Origin of the sequence: Staphylococcus casei (assembly GCF_030294405.1) — a bacterium.
GTDB classification, from domain to species: domain Bacteria; phylum Bacillota; class Bacilli; order Staphylococcales; family Staphylococcaceae; genus Staphylococcus; species Staphylococcus succinus.
Window position 1 is genome coordinate 2,477,707 of the sequence record NZ_CP125718.1, and the last position, 18,878, is coordinate 2,496,584.

At 43.2% G+C, this 18,878-nt stretch carries 6 protein-coding genes, 7 rRNA genes and 1 other RNA gene; all 14 read right to left on the reverse strand.

What is annotated here, in order from left to right; all coding sequences use genetic code 11:
• Positions 1 to 100 precede the first annotated feature (100 nt).
• Positions 101 to 1,654: ribosomal RNA gene (locus tag QMO72_RS12115) — 16S ribosomal RNA — on the reverse strand.
• Between the two features lie 247 nt (positions 1,655 to 1,901).
• Positions 1,902 to 2,016, reverse strand: a 5S ribosomal RNA gene (rrf, locus tag QMO72_RS12120).
• Between the two features lie 81 nt (positions 2,017 to 2,097).
• Positions 2,098 to 5,019, reverse strand: a 23S ribosomal RNA gene (locus QMO72_RS12125).
• A 286-nt stretch (positions 5,020 to 5,305) separates the two neighbouring features.
• Positions 5,306 to 6,858: ribosomal RNA gene (locus tag QMO72_RS12130) — 16S ribosomal RNA — on the reverse strand.
• Positions 6,859 to 7,105: 247 nt separating this feature from the next.
• Positions 7,106 to 7,220: ribosomal RNA gene (gene rrf, locus QMO72_RS12135) — 5S ribosomal RNA — on the reverse strand.
• A gap of 81 nt (positions 7,221 to 7,301) precedes the next feature.
• Positions 7,302 to 10,222 (reverse strand): 23S ribosomal RNA (locus tag QMO72_RS12140).
• A 286-nt stretch (positions 10,223 to 10,508) separates the two neighbouring features.
• Positions 10,509 to 12,061: ribosomal RNA gene (locus QMO72_RS12145) — 16S ribosomal RNA — on the reverse strand.
• The 16S, 23S and 5S rRNA genes sit together here, the layout of an rRNA operon.
• A gap of 483 nt (positions 12,062 to 12,544) precedes the next feature.
• Positions 12,545 to 13,141 carry a recombination mediator RecR gene (recR, locus tag QMO72_RS12150; RefSeq protein ID WP_046836847.1) on the reverse strand — a complete coding sequence of 199 codons (597 nt, stop codon included), beginning with the start codon at positions 13,139 to 13,141 and terminating at the stop codon, positions 12,545 to 12,547.
• A 4-nt stretch (positions 13,142 to 13,145) separates the two neighbouring features.
• Positions 13,146 to 13,463, reverse strand: coding sequence for a YbaB/EbfC family nucleoid-associated protein (locus tag QMO72_RS12155; RefSeq protein ID WP_046836848.1), 318 nt, complete (start codon positions 13,461 to 13,463; stop codon positions 13,146 to 13,148).
• A 103-nt stretch (positions 13,464 to 13,566) separates the two neighbouring features.
• Positions 13,567 to 15,285, reverse strand: coding sequence for a DNA polymerase III subunit gamma/tau (dnaX, locus tag QMO72_RS12160; RefSeq protein WP_103266390.1), 1,719 nt, complete (start codon positions 15,283 to 15,285; stop codon positions 13,567 to 13,569).
• Positions 15,286 to 15,343: 58 nt separating this feature from the next.
• Complete coding sequence (locus QMO72_RS12165) at positions 15,344 to 15,874, reverse strand: GNAT family N-acetyltransferase (RefSeq protein WP_103266391.1); 531 nt, start codon at positions 15,872 to 15,874, stop codon at positions 15,344 to 15,346.
• 189 nt (positions 15,875 to 16,063) lie between these two features.
• Positions 16,064 to 16,333, reverse strand: an RNA gene (ffs, locus tag QMO72_RS12170) — signal recognition particle sRNA large type.
• 109 nt (positions 16,334 to 16,442) lie between these two features.
• Positions 16,443 to 17,168 (reverse strand): trehalose operon repressor, encoded by a 726-nt coding sequence (gene treR / locus QMO72_RS12175; RefSeq protein ID WP_103266392.1) that lies wholly within the window; start codon positions 17,166 to 17,168, stop codon positions 16,443 to 16,445.
• Between the two features lie 24 nt (positions 17,169 to 17,192).
• Positions 17,193 to 18,827 (reverse strand): alpha,alpha-phosphotrehalase, encoded by a 1,635-nt coding sequence (gene treC / locus QMO72_RS12180; protein ID WP_103266393.1) that lies wholly within the window; start codon positions 18,825 to 18,827, stop codon positions 17,193 to 17,195.
• Between the last annotated feature and the right edge of the window lie 51 nt (positions 18,828 to 18,878).

Consider the following 18,878-nt stretch of genomic DNA (forward strand, 5'->3'; position numbering starts at 1 on the left):
TATGCACTGAATACTCCAATGAGCATTCAAAACTGAATACAATATGTCAATGTTATCCCTCTGTCATCTTCTAAAGAAGATGTTCCGAATATATCCTTAGAAAGGAGGTGATCCAGCCGCACCTTCCGATACGGCTACCTTGTTACGACTTCACCCCAATCATTTGTCCCACCTTCGACGGCTAGCTCCATAAAATGGTTACTCCACCGGCTTCGGGTGTTACAAACTCTCGTGGTGTGACGGGCGGTGTGTACAAGACCCGGGAACGTATTCACCGTAGCATGCTGATCTACGATTACTAGCGATTCCAGCTTCATGTAGTCGAGTTGCAGACTACAATCCGAACTGAGAACAACTTTATGGGATTTGCATGACCTCGCGGTTTAGCTGCCCTTTGTATTGTCCATTGTAGCACGTGTGTAGCCCAAATCATAAGGGGCATGATGATTTGACGTCATCCCCACCTTCCTCCGGTTTGTCACCGGCAGTCAACCTAGAGTGCCCAACTTAATGATGGCAACTAAGCTTAAGGGTTGCGCTCGTTGCGGGACTTAACCCAACATCTCACGACACGAGCTGACGACAACCATGCACCACCTGTCACTTTGTCCCCCGAAGGGGAAGGCTCTATCTCTAGAGTTTTCAAAGGATGTCAAGATTTGGTAAGGTTCTTCGCGTTGCTTCGAATTAAACCACATGCTCCACCGCTTGTGCGGGTCCCCGTCAATTCCTTTGAGTTTCAACCTTGCGGTCGTACTCCCCAGGCGGAGTGCTTAATGCGTTAGCTGCAGCACTAAGGGGCGGAAACCCCCTAACACTTAGCACTCATCGTTTACGGCGTGGACTACCAGGGTATCTAATCCTGTTTGATCCCCACGCTTTCGCACATCAGCGTCAGTTACAGACCAGAAAGTCGCCTTCGCCACTGGTGTTCCTCCATATCTCTGCGCATTTCACCGCTACACATGGAATTCCACTTTCCTCTTCTGCACTCAAGTTTCCCAGTTTCCAATGACCCTCCACGGTTGAGCCGTGGGCTTTCACATCAGACTTAAGAAACCGCCTACGCGCGCTTTACGCCCAATAATTCCGGATAACGCTTGCCACCTACGTATTACCGCGGCTGCTGGCACGTAGTTAGCCGTGGCTTTCTGATTAGGTACCGTCAAGATGCGCACAGTTACTTACGCATTTGTTCTTCCCTAATAACAGAGTTTTACGATCCGAAAACCTTCATCACTCACGCGGCGTTGCTCCGTCAGGCTTTCGCCCATTGCGGAAGATTCCCTACTGCTGCCTCCCGTAGGAGTCTGGACCGTGTCTCAGTTCCAGTGTGGCCGATCACCCTCTCAGGTCGGCTATGTATCGTCGCCTTGGTAAGCCATTACCTTACCAACTAGCTAATACAGCGCGGGTCCATCTATAAGTGATAGCAAAACCATCTTTCACTATAGAACCATGCGGTTCTATATGTTATCCGGCATTAGCTCCGGTTTCCCGAAGTTATTCCAGTCTTATAGGTAGGTTACCCACGTGTTACTCACCCGTCCGCCGCTAACTTCAAAGGAGCAAGCTCCTTATCCGTTCGCTCGACTTGCATGTATTAGGCACGCCGCCAGCGTTCATCCTGAGCCAGGATCAAACTCTCCATAAATGATTATGATGTTTGATTAGCTCATAAAATACTAATTTGTGTGTTATCTCTAACACGTTTGAACCAACAATTTAATGTTGTGTTCGGAATTAACGTTGACATATTGCGATTCAGTTTTCAATGTTCATTTCTTCAACACAAGAATTAATTTTACAGGTTTTGACTTAGAAAGTCAATAACTTTTTTAAATTAAATTGTAAAAGGGTAAAACTTCCATGAAAAAACGACCCGAAGGTCAAAATGGACTGCCTGGCAACGTCCTACTCTCGCGGAACGTAAGTCCGACTACCATCGGCGCTAAAGAGCTTAACTTCTGTGTTCGGCATGGGAACAGGTGTGACCTCTTTGCCATTGTCACCAGACAATGAAATGTATGAAATTATACATTCAAAACTGAATAGTAAGTAAAATTTAAAATTTACCAATCAAAACTGGTTTAATATTTGATTAAGTCTTCGATCGATTAGTATTCGTCAGCTCCACATATCGCTATGCTTCCACCTCGAACCTATTAACCTCATCATCTTTGAGGGATCTTATAACCGAAGTTGGGAAATCTCATCTTGAGGGGGGCTTCATGCTTAGATGCTTTCAGCACTTATCCCGTCCATACATAGCTACCCAGCGATGCCGTTGGCACGACAACTGGTACACCAGAGGTATGTCCATCCCGGTCCTCTCGTACTAAGGACAGCTCCTCTCAAATTTCCTACGCCCACGACGGATAGGGACCGAACTGTCTCACGACGTTCTGAACCCAGCTCGCGTACCGCTTTAATGGGCGAACAGCCCAACCCTTGGGACCGACTACAGCCCCAGGATGCGATGAGCCGACATCGAGGTGCCAAACCTCCCCGTCGATGTGAACTCTTGGGGGAGATAAGCCTGTTATCCCCGGGGTAGCTTTTATCCGTTGAGCGATGGCCCTTCCATGCGGAACCACCGGATCACTAAGTCCGTCTTTCGACCCTGCTCGACTTGTAAGTCTCGCAGTCAAGCTTCCTTATGCCTTTACACTCTATGAATGATTTCCAACCATTCTGAGGAAACCTTTGAGCGCCTCCGTTACTCTTTAGGAGGCGACCGCCCCAGTCAAACTGCCCATCTGACACTGTCTCCCACCATGATAAATGGTGCGGGTTAGAAATCCAACACAGCGAGGGTAGTATCCCAACAACGCCTCCACGTAAGCTAGCGCTCACGTATCAAAGGCTCCTACCTATCCTGTACAAGCTGTGACGAATTTCAATATCAGACTACAGTAAAGCTCCACGGGGTCTTTCCGTCCTGTCGCGGGTAACCTGCATCTTCACAGGTACTATGATTTCACCGAGTCTCTCGTTGAGACAGTGCCCAAATCGTTACGCCTTTCGTGCGGGTCGGAACTTACCCGACAAGGAATTTCGCTACCTTAGGACCGTTATAGTTACGGCCGCCGTTTACTGGGGCTTCGATTCGTAGCTTCGCCGAAGCTAACCACTCCTCTTAACCTTCCAGCACCGGGCAGGCGTCAGCCCCTATACATCACCTTACGGTTTAGCAGAGACCTGTGTTTTTGATAAACAGTCGCTTGGGCCTATTCACTGCGGCTCTCCTAGGCGTTAACCCTAAAGAGCACCCCTTCTCCCGAAGTTACGGGGTCATTTTGCCGAGTTCCTTAACGAGAGTTCGCTCGCTCACCTTAGAATTCTCATCTTGACTACCTGTGTCGGTTTGCGGTACGGGCACCAAAATTCTAGCTAGAGGCTTTTCTTGGCAGTGTGAAATCAACGACTCGAGGAAAAAATTTCCTCTCCCCATCACAACTTGACCTTAAGAGTACCGGATTTGCCTAATACTCAGTCTTGTTGCTTGGACGTGCACTCCAACAGCACGCTTCGCCTATCCTACTGCGTCCCCCCATCGCTCAAAACGAATTTTGGTGGTACAGGAATATCAACCTGTTATCCATCGCCTACGCCTATCGGCCTCAGCTTAGGACCCGACTAACCCAGAGCGGACGAGCCTTCCTCTGGAAACCTTAGTCAATCGGTGGACGGGATTCTCACCCGTCTTTCGCTACTCACACCGGCATTCTCACTTCTAAGCGCTCCACATGTCCTTGCGATCATGCTTCAACGCCCTTAGAACGCTCTCCTACCATTGTCCTACGGACAATCCACAGCTTCGGTAATATGTTTAGCCCCGGTACATTTTCGGCGCAGTGTCACTCGACTAGTGAGCTATTACGCACTCTTTAAATGATGGCTGCTTCTAAGCCAACATCCTAGTTGTCTGGGCAACGCCACATCCTTTTCCACTTAACATATATTTTGGGACCTTAGCTGGTGGTCTGGGCTGTTTCCCTCTCGAACACGGACCTTATCACCCGCGTTCTGACTCCCAAGTTAAATTGATTGGCATTCGGAGTTTGTCTGAATTCGGTAACCCGATAAGGGCCCCTCGTCCAAACAGTGCTCTACCTCCAATAATCATCACTTGAGGCTAGCCCTAAAGCTATTTCGGAGAGAACCAGCTATCTCCAGGTTCGATTGGAATTTCTCCGCTACCCACAACTCATCCGCTCACTTTTCAACGTAAGTCGGTTCGGCCCTCCATTCAGTGTTACCTGAACTTCAGCCTGGTCATGGGTAGATCACCTGGTTTCGGGTCTACGACCAAATACTCAACGCCCTATTCAGACTCGCTTTCGCTACGGCTCCACATTTACTGCTTAACCTTGCATCAAATCGTAACTCGCCGGTTCATTCTACAAAAGGCACGCCATCACCCATTAACGGGCTCTGACTACTTGTAAGCACACGGTTTCAAGTTCTATTTCACTCCCCTTCCGGGGTACTTTTCACCTTTCCCTCACGGTACTGGTTCACTATCGGTCACTAGAGAGTATTTAGCCTTGGGAGATGGTCCTCCCGGATTCCGACGGAATTTCTCGTGTTCCGTCGTACTCAGGATCCACTCAAGAGTGAACAAACTTTCGACTACAGGATTATTACCTTCTTTGATTCATCTTTCCAGATGATTCGTCTAATTTGTTCTTTTGTAACTCCGTATAGAGTGTCCTACAACCCCAACAAGCAAGCTCGTTGGTTTGGGCTCTTCCCGTTTCGCTCGCCGCTACTCAGGGAATCGATTTTTCTTTCTCTTCCTGCGGGTACTAAGATGTTTCAGTTCTCCGCGTCTGCCTTCGAATATGCTATGTATTCACATATCGATAACACGACATAACTCGTGCTGGGTTTCCCCATTCGGAAATCTCTGGATCAAAGCTTACTTACAGCTCCCCAAAGCATATCGTCGTTAGTAACGTCCTTCATAGGCTTCTAGTGCCAAGGTATCCACCGTGCGCCCTTAATAACTTAATCTTTTTTGACTTTTAACACGACAAAGTCGGTTAAAAACCCAAAATGTTATTAATCTGTGAGTGTTCTTTCGAACACTAGCGATTATTTCTTTTTTGAATTCAAGCTTATTTAAAACTCTAATTCACTCGGTTTTTCTTGGTAAAATCTATATATTTTACTTACTTATCTAGTTTTCAATGTACAAATTATGCACTGAATACTCCAATGAGCATTCAAAACTGAATACAATATGTCAATGTTATCCCTCTGTCATCTTCTAAAGAAGATGTTCCGAATATATCCTTAGAAAGGAGGTGATCCAGCCGCACCTTCCGATACGGCTACCTTGTTACGACTTCACCCCAATCATTTGTCCCACCTTCGACGGCTAGCTCCATAAATGGTTACTCCACCGGCTTCGGGTGTTACAAACTCTCGTGGTGTGACGGGCGGTGTGTACAAGACCCGGGAACGTATTCACCGTAGCATGCTGATCTACGATTACTAGCGATTCCAGCTTCATGTAGTCGAGTTGCAGACTACAATCCGAACTGAGAACAACTTTATGGGATTTGCATGACCTCGCGGTTTAGCTGCCCTTTGTATTGTCCATTGTAGCACGTGTGTAGCCCAAATCATAAGGGGCATGATGATTTGACGTCATCCCCACCTTCCTCCGGTTTGTCACCGGCAGTCAACCTAGAGTGCCCAACTTAATGATGGCAACTAAGCTTAAGGGTTGCGCTCGTTGCGGGACTTAACCCAACATCTCACGACACGAGCTGACGACAACCATGCACCACCTGTCACTTTGTCCCCCGAAGGGGAAGGCTCTATCTCTAAAGTTTTCAAAGGATGTCAAGATTTGGTAAGGTTCTTCGCGTTGCTTCGAATTAAACCACATGCTCCACCGCTTGTGCGGGTCCCCGTCAATTCCTTTGAGTTTCAACCTTGCGGTCGTACTCCCCAGGCGGAGTGCTTAATGCGTTAGCTGCAGCACTAAGGGGCGGAAACCCCCTAACACTTAGCACTCATCGTTTACGGCGTGGACTACCAGGGTATCTAATCCTGTTTGATCCCCACGCTTTCGCACATCAGCGTCAGTTACAGACCAGAAAGTCGCCTTCGCCACTGGTGTTCCTCCATATCTCTGCGCATTTCACCGCTACACATGGAATTCCACTTTCCTCTTCTGCACTCAAGTTTCCCAGTTTCCAATGACCCTCCACGGTTGAGCCGTGGGCTTTCACATCAGACTTAAGAAACCGCCTACGCGCGCTTTACGCCCAATAATTCCGGATAACGCTTGCCACCTACGTATTACCGCGGCTGCTGGCACGTAGTTAGCCGTGGCTTTCTGATTAGGTACCGTCAAGATGCGCACAGTTACTTACGCATTTGTTCTTCCCTAATAACAGAGTTTTACGATCCGAAAACCTTCATCACTCACGCGGCGTTGCTCCGTCAGGCTTTCGCCCATTGCGGAAGATTCCCTACTGCTGCCTCCCGTAGGAGTCTGGACCGTGTCTCAGTTCCAGTGTGGCCGATCACCCTCTCAGGTCGGCTATGTATCGTCGCCTTGGTAAGCCATTACCTTACCAACTAGCTAATACAGCGCGGGTCCATCTATAAGTGATAGCAAAACCATCTTTCACTATAGAACCATGCGGTTCTATATGTTATCCGGCATTAGCTCCGGTTTCCCGAAGTTATTCCAGTCTTATAGGTAGGTTACCCACGTGTTACTCACCCGTCCGCCGCTAACTTCAAAGGAGCAAGCTCCTTATCCGTTCGCTCGACTTGCATGTATTAGGCACGCCGCCAGCGTTCATCCTGAGCCAGGATCAAACTCTCCATAAATGATTATGATGTTTGATTAGCTCATAAAATACTAATTTGTGTGTTATCTCTAACACGTTTGAACCAACAATTTAATGTTGTGTTCGGAATTAACGTTGACATATTGCGATTCAGTTTTCAATGTTCATTTCTTCAACACAAGAATTAATTTTACAGGTTTTGACTTAGAAAGTCAATAACTTTTTTAAATTAAATTGTAAAAGGGTAAAACTTCCATAAAAAAACGACCCGAAGGTCAAAATGGACTGCCTGGCAACGTCCTACTCTCGCGGAACGTAAGTCCGACTACCATCGGCGCTAAAGAGCTTAACTTCTGTGTTCGGCATGGGAACAGGTGTGACCTCTTTGCCATTGTCACCAGACAATGAAATGTATGAAATTATACATTCAAAACTAGATAGTAAGTAAAATTTAAAAGTTACCAATCAAAACTGGTTTAATATTTGATTAAGTCTTCGATCGATTAGTATTCGTCAGCTCCACATATCGCTATGCTTCCACCTCGAACCTATTAACCTCATCATCTTTGAGGGATCTTATAACCGAAGTTGGGAAATCTCATCTTGAGGGGGCTTCATGCTTAGATGCTTTCAGCACTTATCCCGTCCATACATAGCTACCCAGCGATGCCGTTGGCACGACAACTGGTACACCAGAGGTATGTCCATCCCGGTCCTCTCGTACTAAGGACAGCTCCTCTCAAATTTCCTACGCCCACGACGGATAGGGACCGAACTGTCTCACGACGTTCTGAACCCAGCTCGCGTACCGCTTTAATGGGCGAACAGCCCAACCCTTGGGACCGACTACAGCCCCAGGATGCGATGAGCCGACATCGAGGTGCCAAACCTCCCCGTCGATGTGAACTCTTGGGGGAGATAAGCCTGTTATCCCCGGGGTAGCTTTTATCCGTTGAGCGATGGCCCTTCCATGCGGAACCACCGGATCACTAAGTCCGTCTTTCGACCCTGCTCGACTTGTAAGTCTCGCAGTCAAGCTTCCTTATGCCTTTACACTCTATGAATGATTTCCAACCATTCTGAGGAAACCTTTGAGCGCCTCCGTTACTCTTTAGGAGGCGACCGCCCCAGTCAAACTGCCCATCTGACACTGTCTCCCACCATGATAAATGGTGCGGGTTAGAAATCCAACACAGCGAGGGTAGTATCCCAACAACGCCTCCACGTAAGCTAGCGCTCACGTATCAAAGGCTCCTACCTATCCTGTACAAGCTGTGACGAATTTCAATATCAGACTACAGTAAAGCTCCACGGGGTCTTTCCGTCCTGTCGCGGGTAACCTGCATCTTCACAGGTACTATGATTTCACCGAGTCTCTCGTTGAGACAGTGCCCAAATCGTTACGCCTTTCGTGCGGGTCGGAACTTACCCGACAAGGAATTTCGCTACCTTAGGACCGTTATAGTTACGGCCGCCGTTTACTGGGGCTTCGATTCGTAGCTTCGCCGAAGCTAACCACTCCTCTTAACCTTCCAGCACCGGGCAGGCGTCAGCCCCTATACATCACCTTACGGTTTAGCAGAGACCTGTGTTTTTGATAAACAGTCGCTTGGGCCTATTCACTGCGGCTCTCCTGGGCGTTAACCCTAAAGAGCACCCCTTCTCCCGAAGTTACGGGGTCATTTTGCCGAGTTCCTTAACGAGAGTTCGCTCGCTCACCTTAGAATTCTCATCTTGACTACCTGTGTCGGTTTGCGGTACGGGCACCAAAATTCTAGCTAGAGGCTTTTCTTGGCAGTGTGAAATCAACGACTCGAGGAAAAAATTTCCTCTCCCCATCACAACTTGACCTTAAGAGTACCGGATTTGCCTAATACTCAGTCTTGTTGCTTGGACGTGCACTCCAACAGCACGCTTCGCCTATCCTACTGCGTCCCCCCATCGCTCAAAACGAATTTTGGTGGTACAGGAATATCAACCTGTTATCCATCGCCTACGCCTATCGGCCTCAGCTTAGGACCCGACTAACCCAGAGCGGACGAGCCTTCCTCTGGAAACCTTAGTCAATCGGTGGACGGGATTCTCACCCGTCTTTCGCTACTCACACCGGCATTCTCACTTCTAAGCGCTCCACATGTCCTTGCGATCATGCTTCAACGCCCTTAGAACGCTCTCCTACCATTGTCCTACGGACAATCCACAGCTTCGGTAATATGTTTAGCCCCGGTACATTTTCGGCGCAGTGTCACTCGACTAGTGAGCTATTACGCACTCTTTAAATGATGGCTGCTTCTAAGCCAACATCCTAGTTGTCTGGGCAACGCCACATCCTTTTCCACTTAACATATATTTTGGGACCTTAGCTGGTGGTCTGGGCTGTTTCCCTCTCGAACACGGACCTTATCACCCGCGTTCTGACTCCCAAGTTAAATTGATTGGCATTCGGAGTTTGTCTGAATTCGGTAACCCGATAAGGGCCCCTCGTCCAAACAGTGCTCTACCTCCAATAATCATCACTTGAGGCTAGCCCTAAAGCTATTTCGGAGAGAACCAGCTATCTCCAGGTTCGATTGGAATTTCTCCGCTACCCACAACTCATCCGCTCACTTTTCAACGTAAGTCGGTTCGGCCCTCCATTCAGTGTTACCTGAACTTCAGCCTGGTCATGGGTAGATCACCTGGTTTCGGGTCTACGACCAAATACTCAACGCCCTATTCAGACTCGCTTTCGCTACGGCTCCACATTTACTGCTTAACCTTGCATCAAATCGTAACTCGCCGGTTCATTCTACAAAAGGCACGCCATCACCCATTAACGGGCTCTGACTACTTGTAAGCACACGGTTTCAAGTTCTATTTCACTCCCCTTCCGGGGTACTTTTCACCTTTCCCTCACGGTACTGGTTCACTATCGGTCACTAGAGAGTATTTAGCCTTGGGAGATGGTCCTCCCGGATTCCGACGGAATTTCTCGTGTTCCGTCGTACTCAGGATCCACTCAAGAGTGAACAAACTTTCGACTACAGGATTATTACCTTCTTTGATTCATCTTTCCAGATGATTCGTCTAATTTGTTCTTTTGTAACTCCGTATAGAGTGTCCTACAACCCCAACAAGCAAGCTCGTTGGTTTGGGCTCTTCCCGTTTCGCTCGCCGCTACTCAGGGAATCGATTTTTCTTTCTCTTCCTGCGGGTACTAAGATGTTTCAGTTCTCCGCGTCTGCCTTCGAATATGCTATGTATTCACATATCGATAACACGACATAACTCGTGCTGGGTTTCCCCATTCGGAAATCTCTGGATCAAAGCTTACTTACAGCTCCCCAAAGCATATCGTCGTTAGTAACGTCCTTCATAGGCTTCTAGTGCCAAGGTATCCACCGTGCGCCCTTAATAACTTAATCTTTTTTGACTTTTAACACGACAAAGTCGGTTAAAAACCCAAAATGTTATTAATCTGTGAGTGTTCTTTCGAACACTAGCGATTATTTCTTTTTTGAATTCAAGCTTATTTAAAACTCTAATTCACTCGGTTTTTCTTGGTAAAATCTATATATTTTACTTACTTATCTAGTTTTCAATGTACAAATTATGCACTGAATACTCCAATGAGCATTCAAAACTGAATACAATATGTCAATGTTATCCCTCTATCATCTTCTAAAGAAGATGTTCCGAATATATCCTTAGAAAGGAGGTGATCCAGCCGCACCTTCCGATACGGCTACCTTGTTACGACTTCACCCCAATCATTTGTCCCACCTTCGACGGCTAGCTCCATAAATGGTTACTCCACCGGCTTCGGGTGTTACAAACTCTCGTGGTGTGACGGGCGGTGTGTACAAGACCCGGGAACGTATTCACCGTAGCATGCTGATCTACGATTACTAGCGATTCCAGCTTCATGTAGTCGAGTTGCAGACTACAATCCGAACTGAGAACAACTTTATGGGATTTGCATGACCTCGCGGTTTAGCTGCCCTTTGTATTGTCCATTGTAGCACGTGTGTAGCCCAAATCATAAGGGGCATGATGATTTGACGTCATCCCCACCTTCCTCCGGTTTGTCACCGGCAGTCAACCTAGAGTGCCCAACTTAATGATGGCAACTAAGCTTAAGGGTTGCGCTCGTTGCGGGACTTAACCCAACATCTCACGACACGAGCTGACGACAACCATGCACCACCTGTCACTTTGTCCCCCGAAGGGGAAGGCTCTATCTCTAGAGTTTTCAAAGGATGTCAAGATTTGGTAAGGTTCTTCGCGTTGCTTCGAATTAAACCACATGCTCCACCGCTTGTGCGGGTCCCCGTCAATTCCTTTGAGTTTCAACCTTGCGGTCGTACTCCCCAGGCGGAGTGCTTAATGCGTTAGCTGCAGCACTAAGGGGCGGAAACCCCCTAACACTTAGCACTCATCGTTTACGGCGTGGACTACCAGGGTATCTAATCCTGTTTGATCCCCACGCTTTCGCACATCAGCGTCAGTTACAGACCAGAAAGTCGCCTTCGCCACTGGTGTTCCTCCATATCTCTGCGCATTTCACCGCTACACATGGAATTCCACTTTCCTCTTCTGCACTCAAGTTTCCCAGTTTCCAATGACCCTCCACGGTTGAGCCGTGGGCTTTCACATCAGACTTAAGAAACCGCCTACGCGCGCTTTACGCCCAATAATTCCGGATAACGCTTGCCACCTACGTATTACCGCGGCTGCTGGCACGTAGTTAGCCGTGGCTTTCTGATTAGGTACCGTCAAGATGCGCACAGTTACTTACGCATTTGTTCTTCCCTAATAACAGAGTTTTACGATCCGAAAACCTTCATCACTCACGCGGCGTTGCTCCGTCAGGCTTTCGCCCATTGCGGAAGATTCTCTACTGCTGCCTCCCGTAGGAGTCTGGACCGTGTCTCAGTTCCAGTGTGGCCGATCACCCTCTCAGGTCGGCTATGTATCGTCGCCTTGGTAAGCCATTACCTTACCAACTAGCTAATACAGCGCGGGTCCATCTATAAGTGATAGCAAAACCATCTTTCACTATAGAACCATGCGGTTCTATATGTTATCCGGCATTAGCTCCGGTTTCCCGAAGTTATTCCAGTCTTATAGGTAGGTTACCCACGTGTTACTCACCCGTCCGCCGCTAACTTCAAAGGAGCAAGCTCCTTATCCGTTCGCTCGACTTGCATGTATTAGGCACGCCGCCAGCGTTCATCCTGAGCCAGGATCAAACTCTCCATAAAGTATTATGATGTTTGATTAGCTCATAAAATACTAAGTAGAGTGATCTCTCTAACACGTTTGAACCAACAATTTAATGTTCTTCAACACAAGAATTAATTTTACAGGTTTTGACTTAGAAAGTCAATAACTTTTTTAAATTAATTTTTAGTGAATCATTTGTAAAGTTTGTTTGCGTTTGTCGTTTTGTTTCGTCCGACAAGTAAATACTATACACGCATTAAAAGCTTTTAACAACGCTAAAAATTACACTTTTTCACACTGTCCAATATGAGTCGCAGTCATTTCGCAAACTTTCATTGTTATATGGTATATATGGTTCGTTTTTATGGCGTTTTAAGGTGAAAAATACTATTATCCCTTTGATTTTTAACTATATATACATACTTTAATGTTTTTTACATTTTTTAATATTATTTACAAAAAAACAGAGCTACCTATATAGATAGCTCTGTTCCTACTTCAAATATTCGATTAACACCTTGCTACATCTCGGTTCTTCCCATAATCGCTTTTGATAAAGTCACTTCGTCAGCGTATTCTAAATCTCCACCAACAGAGAGTCCTTGTGCCAATCTAGTTACAGTAATCCCAATCGGTTTCACTAGCCTAGAGATATACATAGCTGTTGATTCACCTTCTAAATTCGGATTCATAGCCAAGATGAGCTCTTTGACTTCCTCATTTTTTAAACGATTTATCAAACTCGGTATATTAATATCTTCTGGACCAATACCATCCATAGGTGATATAGAGCCATGCAACACATGATACAACCCTTTATATTCGCGCATTTTTTCCATAGCGATAACATCTTTGTCATCTTCCACTACGCAAATAACAGATCGATCTCTTTGCTTATCCTGACAAATGTAACATGGGTCTTGTTCCGTTATATGTCCACACTCACTACAATAGGTAAGTTCTCTTTTGACATCCACTAATGATTTAGCAAATTGAACAACATCGTCTTCTTTCATATCTAATACATGAAACGCCAGACGTTGTGCCGTTTTCGGCCCAATGCCTGGCAGTTTCATGAAACTGTCAATAAGTTTAGAAATTGGTTCTGGATAATGCATACGATCACATTCCAGGGATGTTTAAGCCTTGAGTATGTTTACCTAAGCGTTCTTGTGAAAGTTCATCCGCTTTGTTCATCGCTTCATTAGTTGCAGCTATTACTAAATCTTGTAACATTTCGATATCATCTGGATCTACAGCTTCTTCTTTGATTTCTACATCAAGCACTTCTTTATGACCAGATACTGTTACAGTCACCATACCGCCACCAGCAGTACCTTGAACCTTCTCTTCTTTTAACTTTTCTTGTTCTTCGCCCATTTTCTTTTGCATTTTTTGCATTTGTTTCATCATTTGTTGCATATTTCCGCCACCGCGCATAATAAATCCTCCTTAAATCTTCTATATCATTGAATATAATGAATCATTGAATATAATGAATCTTTCGTTTCATTATACATGCCTTTTTATTCATTGTCATGTATCATTCTTCATCAAGTACATTCACTGTACTCTCTCCGAAAAGATCTTTAGCTTTTTGTACAACATCAACTTCTTCAGTGGAATTAGCAGCAACTTGATTCTCACTTCCACCTTCTGTTTTTTCAGTATTACTTCTAGTTTGTAGATATTCAGTTCTAACTCGCATCCATTGATCATCAGGGACACCCACTACTTTAACTGTTTTATCAATAATTTTACAAACCACATTTTCGATATTTCCCCGTTTTTCATCATCTTTATTAACGATTTCACAATGTATTTCTTCATCAAATTTGATAAGCACATGTGTTTCGCTCGCTGCAACAGGTTCAGAATTTTGTAAAAGACTTACTAAAGGCTTCATATCATTATCTTTAGCATGACCAACAACGTCTTGCCAATGATCTTTCAATAACTTTATATCATCTTTATTAGCTTTATCTAGTACTTTAGCAATTTGTTGCATAGAGAATGCATTCTTAGATTGTCCACCTCTACTTGCTGAAGCACGTTTGGTTTGTTGAGATGCATTGGTAGTTGTGACACCTTGCGTCTTCAGTGTTTTTAATTCACTTTCTAATTGTTCCATCCTTTGTAGTAATACATCATTATTAGGCTCTGCCGCAATACTTGTAGTGGCTACAGTTTGTACATTTTGTGGTTGCCCTTTAATCATCTCCGCAATTTTCACTAATAATACTTCAAAATGCACACCTTGATTCACACTAAATCTAATAGATACAAGTGTATCGTTAATAACATCTATCATTTTATATAAGGTATCTAAATCAAAGTGTAGCAAGGCATCAAATTCAGCTTCTGTATCAGAGGTTTTATTCATAATAGTATCTCTGACAAAGTAAATCATATCATTGATTAGTCGATTCACTTCTTTGCCTTCTGAAATAAATTGGTGGTATGTAGAGAAAGCAGATTTCACATCTCCTGAAACCACCTCTTTGAACAACTCATTAAGTGCACGTTCGTCTACGCTACCAGTTACATTCAAAGCATCCTGTATCGTAAGATGGTCATCACCAAAGGCGATGGCTTGATCCATAATGCTAAGTGCATCACGCATACCACCTTCTGAAGCTTTCGCTATGAATTCTAACGCTGCGTCATCGTATTTAATTTCTTGTGTATCAGCTACAAATTTTAAACGCTCGACAATTTCATCTTGACTGATTGCTTTAAAATCGAATCGTTGCGCTCTCGATATAATCGTTGGAGGTATTTTATGAGGTTCTGTAGTTGCCAATATGAATATAGCGTGTGCTGGAGGTTCTTCTAATGTTTTCAGTAAAGCATTAAAGGCTCCTGTCGTTAACATGTGTACCTCATCAATAATATAAACTTTATATTTCGATTCACTCGGTGCATATTTAACTTTGTCTCTAATGTTACGAATCTCGTCTACACCATTATTACTTGCAGCATCAATTTCAATGACATCAGAATTTGTACCTCGTGTAATTCCTTTACAAATATCACATTCATTACAAGGCTCACCATCTGTACGCTCTAAGCAATTTAAGGCTTTCGCAAAAACTTTTGCAATACTCGTCTTTCCTGTCCCTCTTGGACCACTAAATATATACGCATGTGATTGTTTACTTTTTGAAATTGCATTACGTAAGGTTTTAGTTACATGTTCTTGTCCTACAACGTCTTCAAAACTTTGCGGTCGGAACATTCTATATAAAGCTTGATAATTCACTTTCGCACCTCCAATAGCATTCACCAACTATTATAGCATTGTAGTTGATACTTGAATATTAATTAAAAGCTTCTGGATAAACCACTTTACCATTAGGTTGGTCTGCTAGTTGCTCCCATAGGAATTTAACCATGAAATTTTCCGAAGGCACGTCAAAAGGACTGTATATACCAAATTGCGCCGCTTCTTTATAATCAAACTTGCCGTAATATTCTGGATCTCCTAACACAATAATTGTTGTATAGTCTTGTGCTTTCACACGTTCTTCTGCTGCTTGGATCAACGCTTTACCGAGACCCATGTTTCTGTATTCTGGCGTAACCGATAGCGGTGCTAGTGCTAAAGCAATATAACTTCGCTCATCATTAACTATCTCTATTTCAGACAACATTATATGTCCGACAACTTCACCCTCGCCATTTTTTGCGACAACTTCTAATTCATAATTGTATTCCGGAGCTTCTCTCAATCTCACTACCAAATCTTGTTCATCATGGTTTGATTCTATTACGTTTTCAAACGCTGCTTTAATTGCTTGTAGGCTCGTGTCATAATCATTTTCAGTTAAAGAACTTAAATAAATTTGCATTGGCGCCTCCTATAGCATTTCATTTTAAACTTTGATTTAACTACTTCGTTTTTACAACAGTTTTACCAAACGATATCTTTGTTCCACCAAAGTATTGCTTATATTTTAATATAAAAAAAGAGTGACTGCTATCAAAAGATGCGTCACTCCACATTTATATATCTTTATTACATTATTTAAAAATTAAAGCCGTGCACCTTCGCTTCGAATGCGTATCATAAACGTAACCAAAGTCGACAGCTAAACCTCAGCAACCCTACGGCACATACGATGATCCACTTAATGCTGCTTCCGTCAGGACCTGACATGGTTCGTGGGTTCATATTGCATAGGACCGAAATCTTCAAACACTACGTGCTTTGGGCAGACTTCACAAAAACGCACCCTTAGCAAAGGAATTCAGTCTCGCATAAAGCGGATTTCGAATACAGGGAACCGCTACCTCCCCACCTAGCACGGCAAAATATATCATACTATAATATCAGACCCGAATGCAAGTGTTACATATTGTTGATTTTATAATTTATCTATATAAGTCATTCAAAATACACTTACCGCCCATCATATTTCATACCTTATGCCGCCTTGAAAAATCATTAAACTTAAATTCTGTAGCCAGGTGCTTAGAGATATTATATTGAAATTTCGTAGTATCTTTTAAGTGTACAATACCACGAACTGTTGCAGTATAAGGTGGCGTAACCTCGCCAAATGCTTCGTATTCCAAATATCCAAAAGGTTCAAATGTAATAGACTTATTAGAATAACTAATTTCTAACCGTAATTCTTGTTCAATATATTGATATAATGATTGTTTTGCGATATCAACTGTCACATTCGGAATAATATCAGCGACAAAATAATCTTCATCTATAATTTTCACTTTATTATTAATTACTCTCGTACGGATAATATGCCACAACTTCGTATTTTGACGAACGTTTAATATGTCTTTTACTAGAGGTACATCACCCGCAAAGATATGTTCTAATACTTTAACTTCTGTTTCATATCGAAGCCCTAAGCCATGCTGCACTTCTCTAAAACTCTTTAAATCTGCAAAAGGAAACTCAGTCAATCCTTGATAAATCACAACAGAGCCTTTACCACGAATTTTTTGTATCATACCATCCCTAACCAATAAATTCAGCGCTTTACGTACAGTTTCTCGGGAAGCTTCATACGTTTCTACTAATTCATGCTCTGATGGCAATTGAGTACCATACGATAATCGTGTTTCTAGGATGTCTTTACGTATTGTTTCATATATCGTAATAAATTTTTTCTGTACCATGCGCACTCACTCTCTACCTTTTAATTATTGGGCAACTACAATTGCACTATATGCTCCAATCGTACCGTTTTCAATATGACCATTTTGTATCATGACTTCTCCAGTTATATTTATATCTGCTGGAAGGTCTATAGGTTCGTTTGAGAAATTTGCAATAATTAACCACGTTTCATCATTAAGATGACGCTTATATACAAATAACGTTTCATGGTTCATATATAACGGTTCGACACTTCCATATGTGATAATGTCATACTCGTGACGTAACTGTATGAGTCGTCTGTAAGTTTGCAATATAGATTGCTCATCCTGCATAGCTGCTTCAACATTGATTTTATCAAAATTCTTTGGTATATCAATCCATGATTCACCAGAGGTAAATCCAGCTTGCGCTCCATCAGTCCATTGCACAGGCGTTCTAGCATTATCTCTAGATTTTTGACTTAATATTTCAAGTATCTCTTGTTCATCATATCCCGCATTTTTCATGTTATGGTAGGCATTTAATGATTCGATATCTCTGTATTGGTTGATATCTGTGAAATGAGGATCTGTCATGCCAATTTCTTCACCTTGATATATATAAGGTGTACCCTGCAACATATGCAACACTGTAGCTAACATTTTAGCACTTTGTTGTCTTGATTCTTCTGTAGAATCATCACCAAACCTTGAAACAACACGTGGTTGATCATGATTACACCAAAATATTGCATTCCACCCTTTGCCATTGTATATACCAAGTTGCCACTCCATCAGTATCTGCTTCAATTTATGAAAATCAAGTTTGGCATTCGTCCATTTTTCTCCATCAATATAATCTACTTTTAAGTGATGGAAATTGAATACGCTACTTAACTCTTGACGGTGTTCGTTAGAATATTTAATACAATCTTCTATTGTAGTCGAAGACATTTCACCTACCGTCATCATATCTTTATCTCCAAATGTATGACGATTCATCTCATGCAAATATTCATGAACATGAGGACCATCGGTATAAAATTCTTTACCTATCTTTTCCGAATCTTTAAATTCACCCTTAGAAATTAAATTAATAACATCGAAACGGAATCCATCTACACCAAAATCAATCCAATAATTGATAACGTCATATAAAGCATGACGTACTTCGGGATTATCCCAATTCAAATCTGCTTGTGTAACATCAAATAAATGTAAATAATATTCATCAGTCGACGCATCATATTTCCATGCGTTCCCACCAAATTTCGATTCCCAATTGGTCGGTGGGCATTCATTTGCTGACCTTCTGAAAAAATAATAATCTCTATATGGGCTATTCTTACTTTTATAAGCCGCTTTAAACCATTCGTGTTCTGTAGAAGTGTGATTAATAACAATATCTAACATCACTTTTAAATCACGCTTATGTGCTTCAACAACTAATGTTTCTAAATCCTCAATTGTTCCAAATGCTTCATTTATCTTATAATAATTACTAATGTCATAGCCGTTGTCATTCATTGGAGACTCATATACAGGCGTTAGCCAAATGTAATCCACGCCTAAATATTGTAAGTAATCCATTTTTTCTATAATACCTTGTAAGTCGCCTTCACCATTCCCCGTCGTATCATTAAAAGACTTAGGATAAATTTGATAAACAACTGATTTTCTCCAATCATTCTGACCCATACAATTACCACCTTTAATTCACTATTTTTTCTATAAAGAAACTCACTAATT

Coding starts and splice junctions, on each gene's coding strand:
- recR (WP_046836847.1), bottom strand. CDS start 13,141: ATGCATTATCCAGAACCAATTTCTAAACTTATTGACAGTTTCATGAAA.
- treC (WP_103266393.1), bottom strand. CDS start 18,827: ATGGGTCAGAATGATTGGAGAAAATCAGTTGTTTATCAAATTTATCCT.
- QMO72_RS12165 (WP_103266391.1), bottom strand. CDS start 15,874: ATGCAAATTTATTTAAGTTCTTTAACTGAAAATGATTATGACACGAGC.
- QMO72_RS12155 (WP_046836848.1), bottom strand. CDS start 13,463: ATGCGCGGTGGCGGAAATATGCAACAAATGATGAAACAAATGCAAAAA.
- treR (WP_103266392.1), bottom strand. CDS start 17,168: ATGGTACAGAAAAAATTTATTACGATATATGAAACAATACGTAAAGAC.